The sequence below is a fragment of the Oceanospirillum maris DSM 6286 genome (assembly GCF_000422865.1).
Lineage (GTDB): Bacteria > Pseudomonadota > Gammaproteobacteria > Pseudomonadales > Halomonadaceae > Oceanospirillum > Oceanospirillum maris.
This window is the reverse complement of sequence record NZ_AUGW01000023.1, coordinates 16628-30103: the sequence shown is the minus strand read 5'-3', so window position 1 is coordinate 30103 and position 13476 is coordinate 16628. Positions and strand designations below refer to the sequence as shown.

Annotated in this window: 11 protein-coding genes; 6 read left to right on the top strand and 5 right to left on the bottom strand. The window is 45.9% G+C overall.

Annotated elements, in window-relative coordinates:
• Positions 1–153 precede the first annotated feature (153 nt).
• Together G517_RS18610 and G517_RS0110015 are read left to right on the top strand one after the other, a co-directional pair.
• Positions 154–1089: a LysR family transcriptional regulator gene (locus G517_RS18610; RefSeq protein ID WP_051206278.1), complete on the top strand. Its 936-nt coding sequence runs from the start codon at positions 154–156 to the stop codon at positions 1087–1089.
• Positions 1090–1223: 134 nt separating this feature from the next.
• Positions 1224–2000, top strand: coding sequence for a hypothetical protein (locus G517_RS0110015; RefSeq protein ID WP_028304304.1), 777 nt, complete (start codon positions 1224–1226; stop codon positions 1998–2000).
• Between the two features lie 4 nt (positions 2001–2004).
• On the opposite strand, the gene G517_RS0110010 is transcribed toward G517_RS0110015, so the two are convergent.
• Entirely contained in the window at positions 2005–2397 is a 393-nt protein-coding gene (locus tag G517_RS0110010; protein ID WP_028304303.1) for a Rap1a family protein, read from the bottom strand.
• 494 nt (positions 2398–2891) lie between these two features.
• On the opposite strand from G517_RS0110010, the gene G517_RS0110005 reads away from it, so the two are divergent.
• The 3 genes from G517_RS0110005 (at position 2892) to G517_RS0109995 (ending at position 5462) form a co-directional block, all read left to right on the top strand.
• Complete coding sequence (locus G517_RS0110005) at positions 2892–4046, top strand: iron-containing alcohol dehydrogenase (protein ID WP_028304302.1); 1155 nt, start codon at positions 2892–2894, stop codon at positions 4044–4046.
• A gap of 96 nt (positions 4047–4142) precedes the next feature.
• Positions 4143–4274: a hypothetical protein gene (locus tag G517_RS21230; RefSeq protein ID WP_281167507.1), complete on the top strand. Its 132-nt coding sequence runs from the start codon at positions 4143–4145 to the stop codon at positions 4272–4274.
• Positions 4275–4523: 249 nt separating this feature from the next.
• The gene (locus G517_RS0109995) at positions 4524–5462 is read left to right on the top strand and encodes a LysR family transcriptional regulator (protein ID WP_028304301.1); all 939 of its coding nucleotides are present in this window, start codon (positions 4524–4526) and stop codon (positions 5460–5462) included.
• Between the two features lie 399 nt (positions 5463–5861).
• Here G517_RS0109995 and gabT read toward each other — a convergent pair whose 3' ends face one another.
• From gabT to G517_RS0109975, 4 genes are all read right to left on the bottom strand, one after another.
• The gene (gene gabT, locus G517_RS0109990; RefSeq protein ID WP_028304300.1) at positions 5862–7142 is read right to left on the bottom strand and encodes a 4-aminobutyrate--2-oxoglutarate transaminase; all 1281 of its coding nucleotides are present in this window, start codon (positions 7140–7142) and stop codon (positions 5862–5864) included.
• Between the two features lie 103 nt (positions 7143–7245).
• Positions 7246–8709: an NAD-dependent succinate-semialdehyde dehydrogenase gene (locus tag G517_RS0109985; protein WP_028304299.1), complete on the bottom strand. Its 1464-nt coding sequence runs from the start codon at positions 8707–8709 to the stop codon at positions 7246–7248.
• Between the two features lie 241 nt (positions 8710–8950).
• The gene (locus G517_RS0109980; protein ID WP_028304298.1) at positions 8951–10831 is read right to left on the bottom strand and encodes a HAMP domain-containing methyl-accepting chemotaxis protein; all 1881 of its coding nucleotides are present in this window, start codon (positions 10829–10831) and stop codon (positions 8951–8953) included.
• A 375-nt stretch (positions 10832–11206) separates the two neighbouring features.
• Complete coding sequence (locus G517_RS0109975; RefSeq protein ID WP_028304297.1) at positions 11207–12145, bottom strand: LysR family transcriptional regulator; 939 nt, start codon at positions 12143–12145, stop codon at positions 11207–11209.
• A 298-nt stretch (positions 12146–12443) separates the two neighbouring features.
• On the opposite strand from G517_RS0109975, the gene G517_RS0109970 reads away from it, so the two are divergent.
• Complete coding sequence (locus G517_RS0109970; RefSeq protein WP_028304296.1) at positions 12444–13466, top strand: TRAP transporter substrate-binding protein; 1023 nt, start codon at positions 12444–12446, stop codon at positions 13464–13466.
• Positions 13467–13476 lie beyond the last annotated feature (10 nt).

The following is a 13476-nucleotide window of genomic DNA, read 5'->3' as shown; positions in this document are numbered from 1 at the left end:
GTAAAGGCTTGGTTTACTTCGATAGATCTTACTTTATACCGATTATTGAGAAATAAAATTGCATTAAATAGCGTTTTACATTCTAATAAATAGAACTTTATCGAGTTGTTTATCATAAAATCGAATGATTTTAAGTTGTTGTAAGGAGGCGGTATGGCAGGGCATAAAACAACGCTGGAGCAGTGGCGTATTTTGCAAGCGGTGGTTGATCATGGCGGATATGCCCATGCGGCAGTAGCGCTGCATCGTAGTCAATCGTCATTAAACCATGCGGTTAAAAAGTTAGAGCACCAGTTAGGTGTTGAGATGCTAGAGGTTAAAGGACGTAAGGCATTTCTAACCGAGGCCGGTGAAGCGCTATTGCGACGCTCTCGTATTCTGACTGAAACCGCTGAAGGCTTAGAGAAACTCGCTGAGAATATTGATATGGGCTGGGAACCGTTGCTGACGATTAGTGTTGAGGCGATCTACCCAAGAGAGCTGCTTTTTAGGGCTTTATCTCGATTTTACCCAGATAGCCGGGGAACGCGCATTCGGATTATTGATACCGTGCTTACCGGCAGTATTGAGCAAATTGTTAACAATCGAGTTGATTTAGCCATTACAGGTCATGTACCAAAGGGCTATACCTGTGAGGAGCTGTGCCGTGTTGAATTTATACTGGTTACCCACCGTGATCATGAATTAGCGGCCTTTGGTCATAATATCACTCAGCAAGAGCTGGTAAAGCAGATGCAAGTTGTGATTAAAGATACTGCGCAGAAACCTTTAGAGTCTCAAGGCTGGTTGAAATCGGATCAACGCTGGACCGTCGATAGCTTTGAACGTGCCAAGCAGGTTTTAAAGCACGGCTTAGGCTTCTGCTGGCTGCCACGACATGAAGTTTTGCAAGAGTTAGCTAGCGGTGAGTTTGTGGCGTTAGAAGTGGATTTTTCTTCGATGCGAACAGGCACCGTTAGCTTGGTTGTACCAGAACCTGACGTGTTAGGGCCGGGCGGAAAACGACTTTACGATATTCTGATGGCAGAAGGCTGTACTGCTAATTGCAAAAAGCATTTGCAGAGTATTGGCGTGAATATTCAGACCTAAAAAGCCTTGAGATTCAATAAGACGTCCTTAGACGCATAGGCATAGACAAAGCCCTAAGCTATACTTGTGCCAATTATGAATCTATATTGCGTTAGTTATGAATCTGTTAATTATGAATCAATAGGGAGTTAGCAATGGTTCTGCAGCGGGTAGGGACTTTTATACGGTATACGGGCCAAGGCATTATATTAAGTTTGGCACTGATGACCAATGTCTTCGCAATGGATAACGCGCTATTAAAAGCAACCATAGAGATGGATCGCCAGTATATTCCTGCCTTGATTTATACCCAAATGGGGGATCAAGATGCTGCACAAGAGGCGATGATGAGCTTCTCAACGGAATGGACATACTTTGCGACAACTTTTGCTGTAAACAGTGATGACCCTGAATGGCAGTACTTTGTTGATATCGCCTCCGGCATGGTAAGTAGTGCTTTTGTTGATGTGCTAGAAGGTAATCTTGATAGCGGTTATCAGAATCTTAAAGCGGTCAGTACCACCATGCATGGTCTGCGTGAGCGCAACGGTATTAATTATTACGTTGATGCGTTAAACGCCTATAAACCTTTTATGGATGCTTTAATCACAACCGCAGACAATAAAGGCGGTAAGCTTTTTACTAAAGCGCAAATTAAAATCCTACAGAAGAATTGGGCGCAGGTTTGGCCGCGCTGGGAAGCGATTCGGCATCATGTCAGTCAGGCTAAGTTTGATCAAGAGCTATTCGGCTTTAATGATGGACAGTTCGTCGAGCTAAAAAAAGCCGTGGCTCAAGAACAGTTGGCTTTGAATAAGCTGCGCCGAGCTTTGCGCGTTGGCTCCCATAATGAGATGGCTCGTGCTGCCATTGGTTTAGAAGCAGGCTTTATGCGGACCTATCGTGCCTTTGGTGATATGCCTCACGAATAAAGCCCTAAAGGCCGGCAACAGGTAAACAACGGCTATTACGGGTTAGAAATTGATCAATAGCCTGTACCGCTGGCATTTGATCATCCCTCAGGCTGCTTAAATGCGCGAGGGTTGATCGAACCACACGTTCTCTTCTTAGTTTAAGACTAGGGCACTGTTGCGCAACTAAATCATAGATACCCAAGATATAACTGCTACATTGACCCGATTGAAAAGCTGTCATCAGAGATTGGCTCCCTTCCATAAGAGGCTGGCATTGCTGCTTTAAGTCTTTGGTGCTTAATAGATCTGCTTGAATTGTGGTCGCTATCGCAAAGCCAAATAAAAGCAGCGAAGCCTTGCCGTAAAACACCTTGCCGTAAAACAGTGTGCAGCGACGATTTTCTGAGTAAGCCATGGTTATTCCTCATTCAGTATTGTCTCGCACCAGCTAAGACAGAGATTACTGTAGATAGAACAGGTATTGCTGCAGGTGCGAATAGGTCAGATTCCCACCCTAACGCTTATTTTTGACGGAACAAGGGCAAAGGGATTTCAGTTTGCTGAATGATTAACGGCAAAGGTATGACAAAGAGTTTTGCAAGAGGTCTGCTTTTGTTGGTGATTTGTTGCACAATTTAATAGCACAGGGCTGTAAGTGGCATCATTAGGATGCAAAATAACTCTATTCAGCAATTATTCACAGTATTGTGCACTGAAACTGTGGACAACTTTTTAGCTGGCGCATGGGCTGAGTGATTCTTGCGCGCCATTTGACACCTTAATAGCATCCTTAGCACACTCGTGTAAAATCAGACCCCACACTTACTATGACGTTAACAGCTGCTATGGCGCTAACAGCGCAGAGCACAAGTGATGGCAGTGCTAATAAACATAACAAAAGGCTAGGTCATGTATAACTTTAGTTTTCAGAACCCAACTAAACTGATTTTTGGTGAAGGCCAAATTGCAAAAATTGCCACTTCTATCCCAAAAGATGAGAAAGTACTGGTGATTTATGGTGGTGGTAGCATCAAGAAAAACGGCGTGTACGAGCAAGTATCAGCAGCTTTGGCTGAGCATTCATGGAGTGAGTTCGGCGGGATCGAGCCTAATCCAGGTTTTCATACCTGTTTAAATGCCCTGGAACATATTAAAGCCAATGGTAGTACGTTTTTGTTAGCCGTTGGCGGTGGTTCTGTTGCGGATGCGACTAAATTTATTGCTGGAGCCGCCTGTTTTGATGGTGATCCGCTAACGATCTTAACGGAAGGTGCAAGAGTACATCAGGCACTACCTTTAGGGGTCGTGTTAACACTACCTGCGACCGGCTCTGAGAGCAACCCGAACGGTGTGGTGACTCGTTATGAAACCCAAGACAAAATGCCCTTCTACAGTCGCGCTCTTTACCCACAGTTTGCAATACTTGACCCAACAGTGACCTACTCTCTGCCGAATAAACAAGTGGCTAACGGCATTGTTGATGCTTTTGTTCATACCGTCGAGCAGTACCTAACATTCCCTGTGGGCGCTGATTTACAGGATCGTTTTGCCGAGGGAATTTTACGTACCCTGATTGATCATGGCCCTAAGGCGCTGTCCGAGCCTAAAAATTATAATGTGCGCGCTAATGTTATGTGGTCAGCGACAATGGCGCTTAATGGGCTAATTGGCCTTGGCGTCCCACAGGATTGGTCAACACACTTTATTGGCCATGAACTGACCGCATTGCACGGTATGGATCATGCCCAGACTCTAGCGGTTATATTGCCGGCAATGATGGCGGAACAGCGTGAACAAAAACGTGAAAAACTGCTGCAGTATGGCCGTGAGGTCTGGAACCTTGAGCACGGTACAGAAGATGAGCGTATTGAACGTGCCATTGATGAAACTCGAGCTTTCTTTGAAGCCCTAGGGGTTAGCACTTGCTTAGAAGATTATGGCGTAACAGAGACGCATATTCCTGAGATTATCGCAGCCCTGAAAAAGCACAACCTGACCGCTCTAGGCGAGCATAAAGATATTACACCTGAGGTTAGCGAAGCAGTTTTGAGACGCTGTCTGTAAGTCAAAGTAATAGACGAAAAAAAGCCCGGTTTGCAGCGAGAGAGGCAGCCGGGCTAACAACTTTCCGAGGGATAAAACTAACGTTTTGCATATTTAATGATGGCCGTTGCACGACGGTATCAAAAAAAACCCGGTAAATACGGATTACCGGGCCAAAAGTTATCCGGTCAGCAGGGTGTCGAAGTGACCGGTGTTGACCACCTGAGTATTCATAGCAAGCAAGCATGAATCAGAGAGGGAAATCTCAGGCGCCATCCACGGTTTAAATAATAAATAAGCTGGCTTTGATTAAAAACATTACCAAATCAATATAAAGTTTTAAATGGAACAAACTTTGCTGTTTTTCTCAAAAACGTAGCGTACGTTCTAGAAACGAGAGTATCTAGAAGCTTCCTTTGGTAAACTAGCCCCTGTTCGGCAAACAGGCTCTAACCCCACGCTATTTAATTCCACTCTATTTTTCAGGCAGTTGCGTTTATGAGTGCAAAAAACTACTCGCTCGGTCAAGTTGGTGATTACGAGATAAAACAGCTTAAAGTATTCAAAACGGTTGCTGATTGCGGCGGTTTCTCAGCTGCAGAAACCGCACTGAACATTGGACGTTCAACGATAAGTTTACATATTTCAAACCTTGAATCTCGTTTGAATCTTGTGCTGTGTAAGCGCGGGCGTTCAGGTTTTTCTTTGACGGAAGAAGGCGAAGTTATCTATAAAATGACAGAGAATCTACTGGATTCTCTTGATGCATTTCGTATGACCGTTAACAATTTAAATTCAAGTTTAACGGGGCGATTAAAAATCGTACTGTCCGATACGGCCAGCCTTGACCCACGCACTGCCTTTCCAGAGCTAATTGGCACGTTTGCCTCCCAGGCGCCGGGTGTGCATTTAGCTAACGATGTTGCCTCTATGGCTGAGATTGAACGCTTAGTGCTTAATGATCGAGCGGATGTGGGCTTTATTCCATGCCACCGTAAACTGGAAGGTTTGGACTATATCGATCTGTACAGCGATACCTGTCGCCTGTATATCAGCAGCCAGCATTCGGTTGCAGCCTTGTCAGAAGATGAGCTTACCGACGAGCTGATTAACAGCTTGCCATTGGTGCATGCGGGCCTGAAGCCCCACGAATCAGTTGACGAGTTAATGACAGGCTTGAACCGAGCAGCAGAAGCTTATTTCTACGAAGGACGTCTAGCGATGATTCTTTCCGGTAAGTTTATTGGCTTCTTACCTGAGATGTATGCGCAATCTTATGTCGATGACGGCTTAATCCAAGCGTTAACGCCTCAAGAGCGATTTTATGATCTACCAATGACGGTTATTTGGAAGAAAACAGCTCAGCCCAGCAAACCCCGCGAATTGTTCCTCAAGATACTGCGTGAACGGTTTAATACTGGTAAGAGTGAAGGCTAAGCACTTGCTCTTATTGGCTTGTTTCCACTAATGATGGAAACATAAAAAGCCCGAGGTATTAAAGACAACACGACCATCCTTGAGAGCACTGGCGTTTCTGAACATTGCGTGAATGCTCCTGCATCAGATTAGTGAAAATTTCCACAGCCTCTCTGCGTGGGGAGGGGCATATCTTGTAACCATCCAGCTCTTATCTTTCCCCGTCAGATAAGCGTCAAAAACGGAACAATAAAATTGCAAAAAACGTCATTGGCACGTCATCCTACACTGCGATGATTCTGGTTGTCTCGCAACATCCCATGTGTATTGATGGTCAGTCATTTCATTCGGTTATCCTTTTGCCAAAAAAATACCCCGGCCTTGGCCGGGGTATTGGTATCACTCAAGCTAGCTTAATGATTAAGCGTGCTCAGCGATTAGCTTAGCTAGAATATCCAGACCTTCGTTCAGAATTTCATCTTCGATGGTCAGTGCTGGCAAGAAGCGGATAACATTGCTGCGGATGCCGCAAGATAGCAGAATCAGACCATGCTTAGGTGCTGCTGCAACCAGTGCTTTAGTCAGGTCAGCGTTTGGCTTGTTGATATCGCCGTCTTTGATCAGCTCCATCGCTACCATTGCGCCTAGGTTGCGAACGTTACCGATCAGCTGAGGGTATTCAGCTTGCATGGCGCTCAAGCGTTGGTTCATTTGATCACCGATTGATACTGCGCGTTCAACCAGTTTTTCTTCTTCAATCACTTCTAGAACCGCTAGAGCTGCAGCACAAGCGATTGGAGAACCCGCATAAGTACCACCTAGGCCACCAGCAGGTGCAGAATCCATTACTTCCGCTTTACCAACTACGGCTGCCAATGGGAAACCACCCGCAATACCTTTAGCCATTGTCATTAGATCTGGCTCGATACCTGCGTATTCAGTTGCAAACATCTTACCGGTACGGCCAAAGCCATTCTGGATTTCGTCCGCGATCAGCATAATGCCTTTCTCGTCACAAATCTTACGCAGCTCTTGCAGGAATACAGGAGGTGCTTGGTAGAAACCACCTTCACCTTGAACAGGCTCAATGATAATCGCAGCAACTTGAGCCGCTTCGATATCACAAGTGAACAGCATGTTCAGTGCTTTCAGAGAATCTTCGATGCTTACGCCGTGTACTTCGTTCGGGTATGGCAGGTGGTAAATGCCAGCAGGGAACGGGCCGAAAGCCGCTTTGTAAGGAACAACTTTACCGGTTAATGCCATTGTCATGTTAGTACGACCATGGAATGCACCGTTGAACGCAATAACGCCAGAACGACCTGTGTGAGCACGAGCGATCTTAACGCAGTTTTCTACCGCTTCTGCACCTGTGGTGACAAACATTGCTTTCTTAGGTGAGTTACCTGGTGCGATTTCAACCAGTTTCTCAGCTAGAGCAACAGCAGGCTCGTAAGGTGTTACTGTTACACAGGTGTGCGTCAGTTTTTCCGTTTGAGCTTGAGCCGCTTTGATAACTTTAGGGTGGCAGTGGCCGGTGTTTAGTACGGCAATGCCAGCAGCAAAATCGATATAACGATTGCCTTCAACGTCCCACATTTCAGCATTTTTGCCACGCTCAATAAATGCTGTTGCTAAGTTACCTTGGCCGGTAGCGAAAACTTTGTTTTTACGTTCTTGTAAAGATGCATTAGTTGACATGAAACTACTCCACGGAAAGAATGGCCCACCGTAATGGGCCTAATGTAAAAAGGTTAAAACAAATGTAAGGCTAATCGTAGCGAATAGCCGGTCAGCGCAGGTCTTAGCGAATGCCACCCAGTAGCATGTATTTTATTTCTAGGTATTCTTCTAGGCCGTACTTAGAGCCTTCGCGGCCAGTGCCGGATTCTTTAACGCCACCGAACGGTGCTACTTCGGTAGAGAGGATGCCGTCGTTGACAGCAACCATGCCGTACTCTAAGCCTTCAGACACGCGCCAGATACGGCTCATGGTTTCAGAGTAGAAGTAAGCGGCTAGACCGAACGGTGTATTGTTCGCAATTTCGATCGCTTCTGCTTCCGTTTCAAAGCGGATGATCGGTGCCACAGGGCCAAAGATTTCCTGAGTAAAGACAGGCATCTGCTGAGTCACATTAGACAGAATAGTTGGTGTGTAGAAAAGCTCACCGTGGGCATGACGCTCACCACCGATAAGTACTTTTGCACCCTGCTCAATAGAGGCTTTAACCAGCGCATCTACTTTGTCGATAGCGGCCTTGTTGATTAGCGGGCCAACTTCAACACCGGGTGTGGTGCCGTTACCAATCTGCATCTCTTGTACGCGTTTAGCCAGTTTCTCAGCAAACTCATCATGTACACCAGACTGAACGAGTAAACGGTTAGCACAAACACAGGTCTGACCGGCGTTGCGGTATTTAGACGCGATAGCGCCTTCTACGGCGGCATCAATGTCGGCATCATCAAAAACGATGAAAGGTGCGTTGCCGCCCAGTTCCATTGATGTTTTCTTCACGGTGTCTGCACACTGCTTCATCAGCAATTTGCCAACGGGAGTAGAGCCGGTGAAGCTTAGCTTGCGCACGATAGGGCTAGAGGTTAGTTCACCACCAATAGCTGCAGCGCTTGTGCCGGTGACAACGTTTAGTACGCCCGCTGGAATACCCGCACGGTGTGCCAGTTCAGCCATTGCCAGTGCACAAAAAGGTGTTTCTTCAGAAGGCTTGATCACAATAGTACAGCCCGCTGCTAGTGCAGGTGCTGCTTTACGAGTGATCATGGCTACAGGGAAGTTCCACGGTGTAATCGCAGCAACAACACCAATCGGTTGTTTTATGGTCAAAACGCGTTTGTCGGCGGCATGAGTCGGGATAACATCACCGTAAGCACGACGACCTTCTTCAGCAAACCATTCAATGAAAGAAGCGCCGTACATCACTTCACCCATGGCTTCTTTTAGCGGTTTGCCTTGTTCTACCGTCATTAGAAGACCTAGGTCTTCTTTGGCTTCAACCATTAGGTCGAACCATTTTTTCAGGATAACAGCACGCTCTTTAGCGGTTTTTGCTTTCCAGGAAGCCATCGCTTTGTCAGCAGCTTCAATTGCTTGGCGAGTTTCTTCTGCACCTAAGTCTGCAACATCTTCGATATGTAAACCGGTAGCAGGGTTGGTTACTGCAAAGGTTTTGCCGCTTTGCGCGCTAACCCATTCACCGTTGATATAAGCTTGTGTCTTAAGTAGCTGTGAATCTTTTAATTTTAATAACATGGTTTGCTCCAACTTCCTGGCACAAAAAGCAGTAATTCGCCGGCAGAGGCTTGGTCGTCGGAAAAATAATCCTAAGACAAGTGCTGCCAAAGTACGTTTATACTAATTAAGTGTCCGGTTTTAAAAAATGAGTAACAATCAACGCATAGTTTGATTTGGGCTGAACTAAGCTTGATGGGCTTAAAATAGCACCTAGCACATCACATTTTTAGCAAAAGATGTGCTTTATTCGTCTGGGTTGCTAAACGGTAAATGCTTCCGTTAAGTTCTCAAGCTGTTCTGCTTTTTCATAGGTTGAGCGTGTATTGTCTGAGATCTTGCGATTGGCTTGATTGTTGTTCTTAATCTCATGGGCAATACTGTCCATGTTGCGAGCCATATCGCCCGTGGTTAAGGCAACTTCACGAATGGCTTGTTCAATGGTGCAGGCTTGTTCTGCTGCTTCAGAGGTCTGTTGCTCGATATGGCGGATCGCCATTTCCGCTTTTTCGCTTAAAGCACGACCTGTTTCAACTTGGCTGCGGCTTTGGTTGATGGCCTCGACCACTAAGTGAGTGCCGTTCTGTATGCGCTCAATTTTGTCGGTGATGCTGGCGGTTGCTTTAACGGTTTGCTCGGCCAAGGTACGAACCTCATCGGCAACGACGGCAAAGCCTCGGCCAGCCTCTCCTGCGCGAGCGGCTTCAATGGCGGCATTAAGCGCTAACAGATTGGTTTGTTCCGCAACCCCTTGAATTAACTCGATAACCGTATCAATCTCTTTTGACTGCTCGCCTAACTCTGCCACTGATTGACTGGTGCTTTCAAAGGCTTCAGCGACAAAACGCAAGGACTCCAGTGCTTGAGAAATCACATTCGCGCCATCTATGGCAGAATCATGGGCGCTTTGAGTGGCGGAGCTAACTTGTGAACCGCTTTGTGCGATCTGCTCGGTGGTGACGCTAATCTCTTCTGTTGCGGCAACAAGGGATGAGCTGCGTTGGCTCATTTCTTCGCTGCTGTTCTGAATGCTTCGCTGAGAGTGGTCGGTTTCATCTGAGATCTGTTTCAGACTGTGGGTATTAGACTTAATATGGCTGACCAAGTTGTGAATCTGTTGGCTCATACTGTTGGTTGCATCGGCGAGTTGATGGAACTCATCGCTGGGGTTTGAACCTGTTTCCATACGAGTGGTTAAATCGCCAGAAGCAATGCTGTTTAATGCGATGACAGCTCGGCGCATATTTCTAGAAATTGAGCCTGCAACAGAGCCGATAATGGCGGTGGCAATGGCCACTAGAATTAAGCTGCCAACGATCAGTGAGCGGTGGGCGGAATCACTGGTTTGTTGCACATTTTTTTGAGCATCAACGGCCAGTACATCTAAAAGACGATAGGTAGCTTCTTGAATACGTTGGTTAAGGTTTGAACGCAATTTGTCCAGCTTTAACTCATAGGCTGCGTGTTGCAGCTTAACATCCGCCATCGCAAGGTAGGCTTGCTCGTATATGTTGACGTCACCGGCAAACATATCATCAAAATTGAACGCCTTAAGATCACTGCGAAGCTTTTCTACGTGCTTAAGAACCGCTGCTTTATGAGGTGCATCAGGATTGATCAGGAAATCTTTTTCCGTATTGCGAATCTCTCTTAAGGTGGCCGAAAAGGTATCAAGAATGCCTAATTTGCCAATAATATCTTTGGTGATGATATCCAGTTTTTGGATTAAACCTTGCTCACCTTCAAGCTGTAGTGATAAATCGATACTGTTATTCAACGTATCAAGATACCCAGGTAGTATGCTAACAATCGTATTAAGCTGGTTGCGAGCTGAATCATCTTGCAAGTTGCTCACTGCGGCCTGAAGACCTGATTCATAGCTATTGCTCAGCGCTTTAAGGTTTTGTTGTGCCTGCCTTAAGGCATCCGTTCCTGTTTGTTCTTTTAGCTTTTCCAGAATTAATAACCGAGACTGCAGCTGGCTGATCTGCGTAGTCGCTTGATTGATATGGTTTTGCTGGGTTGAGGCATCGTTCATCGTGTTAAGCACGGAGATGCTGTAAACACCCATGATTCCAAAGCCGGCAATAATGACGGCTACTATAAGAATCAGCTTCTGCCTAAGTGAGAAGTTGATATGCATCGAGTCTTACTCCTGGTTTTTTGAACTCTTGGCTATAGGCGTGAGTTTCTTATGTCTTCGGGGGGGTGTTTTATTAGTATTTGGCTTTTTTGAATGCAGCTTATTGAATGCTGTCTTTTTTGGGCTTGATCAGCCTTAGGTAAAACGCCTATTGATAAGCATTGAGCGCTGGAATTACCAATCTTCGACTTTAGGGTTAACTGTTTTGCCTAACAACTGATGTAGATCAATGTTTAGTTTGGTGCTGGTAAAACAATACCTCTAATTAGGTAGTTCGATTAGGTAGTTCGATTAGGTAGTTCGATTAGGTAGTTCGATTAGGTAGCTCGATTAGGTAGTTCGATTAGGTAGCTCGATTCGATTTAGTAAGAGAGCTTAATAAGGTGGAGTGTCGCTGGAGTTGTTAAAGAATTGATGTATGGTCTCAATAAATAGGGTTTTTGCCCTATTGGGTTTTTTAGCTTGTTTATAAACAACGGCTGCACCTAGGGTAAAATGCTTGTGCTGCTTTGCGATCACCTTAAGCCGTCCCTCTTCAACATAGGGCTTGGCAATTTCCTCGGGCAAAAAGCAGATAAACTCACCGCTTAGGGCTAGTGCAATACGGGACTCATAGTGATAGGAGCTACTTGCTAGGTTCATTTGGCTTAGCTGTTGGTAGATCTCCTCATGGGGTTGCAGGCCGGCATGTACCAGCTTTGCACTACAGATCATCTCGTTGGTAATGTCGTCTTCGCGGTATGCGTAAAAGGGGTGATCTTTCGCGCAGTAAAGGTAATTGTTATCACTAAATAGATGGATATAGTGCAAACCCTGTAATTTACGATGATAGGGTACAAAGGCGATATCCAGATCACCGTTAAGTACTTGGCGCTCCATATCCCGCATATGCTCAACCTCAAGACTGAACGTAACTTTGGGCGCTACTTTACAGAAGGCCCGCATGACCTCTGGGATTCGACAGCGTATGTCGGTGCTGTAGGTGTCACTTAAGGCGATATTTAATTGACCCGTAGGGCTTTCTCCTAAATTGTTAAGCGTGCTTCTGAACTGCTCAAGCTGAATAAGAAGCAGCTTACTCTCCTCGTAAACCACAGCCCCTTCATCTGTTAAATTGAATCCTCCACGGCCCCGCTTGCATAGTGGCATACCTAAGCGCGCCTCTAAACTGGCGATATGGTTGCTGACCGTAGGACGACTGATATTGAGTTCCGCGGCGGCAGCGGTAAAGCCTCCGCACTCAGCGACGGTTTTGAAGAGTTTGAGCTGTTTGATCTCGTAGTCACTAATTTGGCCGATAGAGAGTTTTTTCATAGCTGGTTTGGGTGCTTTTTTTAGAGGCTGTTTGGACGGTTACACCATAGACATACTGTTTTGGTTTGCATGCAAGGGAATGTCAATGCAAGGCGCTGGTGTCATATAGATGCTCGTTTAAGTGTAGTGAACTGTCAACCTTAGTGGGTTTAATTTCTATCTAGCGTAAAAAAATGCAAACCTTTGGGTGGAAAACAGTTGGTTTAACGCCTTTGTTTCATTTGTGATTATGCGGCTACACAAGTTAGCCGAGAGGCTTGTCTTGATAAAACCAACTATAAAATCAGGTGAGACGACAATGTTTCGGACTTTAGATCGCTATAAGAAAAAAATTACCGCAACAGCTTTAGCATTAACCCTAGGTATGGCTGGCGCAACCCAAGCGTCAGCTGCAGAACATAACTGGCGCTTTAGCAATCTTTATAGCCGTGGTACGGCTTTTGGCGAAGTTTACGAGAGTTTAGCCAAAAATATTGAACAGCTTTCCGATGGCCGCATCAAGGTTCAGGTGTTGTATTCTGGCGAAGGTGTGGGTACAAGCGGTTTGTTGGGGGCGGTTAAATCAGGCCTGATTACAATGGGTGCTCCTTTTCAGTCCATGCATGCGGGGGAATTGCCCGCTGGTGTTGTTGAGATCGGTTTGCCAGGTGGTACTGATGACCCGAAAGAGCTTAAAGCTCTTTTCCATGAAAAAGGTTTTGGTGATGTTCTAACCCGTGCCTACGGTTCACAGGGTATGGTTTGGTTGGAACCTTACATTCAGCCGCCGGTTTATATCCTTACGAAAAAGCCGATTAACTCTGTTGCCGATTTTGAAGGATTAAAAATTCGTGCGCCGGGTGCATACGGTAAGTTTCTTCGTAACCTAGGGGCTTCTCCGGTATCTCTGGCGTGGAGCGAAATCTATACCTCTCTTGCAACGGGTGTTATCGACGGTTCTATCGGTAGTAACATGATTGATCACCGGGATGGTAACCATGTCGAAGTTGCACAATATATGTACCGCTTGCCTCTAGCGGGCGCACAGGTTTTACCGATTGTTGTAAATCGAAATGCCTGGAAGAAACTGCCAGATGATTTGAAAACAGTGGTTCGTAAAGCCACTGAAATTCATGCGGCAGATCAACTGCGCCTGTCTCGTCAGTGGGAGTCTGAAGCTGTAACAGAAATGGAATCTAAAGGCCTGAAATGGAGCCCTGAAGCCAGCGCCGCCGATAAGAAAGCATGGGCAGAAGCCGGTGCGGGCTTATGGGATGAGTATGCTGCTAAGGACAAGTTCAGCAAAGAATTGATCGATATTTTGCGTAAAGAGCAGAAGTAATTACAGTTTT

Coding starts and splice junctions, on each gene's coding strand:
- G517_RS18610 (WP_051206278.1), top strand. CDS start 154: ATGGCAGGGCATAAAACAACGCTGGAGCAGTGGCGTATTTTGCAAGCG.
- G517_RS0110005 (WP_028304302.1), top strand. CDS start 2,892: ATGTATAACTTTAGTTTTCAGAACCCAACTAAACTGATTTTTGGTGAA.
- G517_RS0109980 (WP_028304298.1), bottom strand. CDS start 10,831: ATGCATATCAACTTCTCACTTAGGCAGAAGCTGATTCTTATAGTAGCC.
- G517_RS0109995 (WP_028304301.1), top strand. CDS start 4,524: ATGAGTGCAAAAAACTACTCGCTCGGTCAAGTTGGTGATTACGAGATA.
- gabT (WP_028304300.1), bottom strand. CDS start 7,142: ATGTCAACTAATGCATCTTTACAAGAACGTAAAAACAAAGTTTTCGCT.
- G517_RS0109975 (WP_028304297.1), bottom strand. CDS start 12,145: ATGAAAAAACTCTCTATCGGCCAAATTAGTGACTACGAGATCAAACAG.
- G517_RS0109985 (WP_028304299.1), bottom strand. CDS start 8,709: ATGTTATTAAAATTAAAAGATTCACAGCTACTTAAGACACAAGCTTAT.
- G517_RS21230 (WP_281167507.1), top strand. CDS start 4,143: ATGATGGCCGTTGCACGACGGTATCAAAAAAAACCCGGTAAATACGGA.
- G517_RS0110010 (WP_028304303.1), bottom strand. CDS start 2,397: ATGGCTTACTCAGAAAATCGTCGCTGCACACTGTTTTACGGCAAGGTG.
- G517_RS0109970 (WP_028304296.1), top strand. CDS start 12,444: ATGTTTCGGACTTTAGATCGCTATAAGAAAAAAATTACCGCAACAGCT.
- G517_RS0110015 (WP_028304304.1), top strand. CDS start 1,224: ATGGTTCTGCAGCGGGTAGGGACTTTTATACGGTATACGGGCCAAGGC.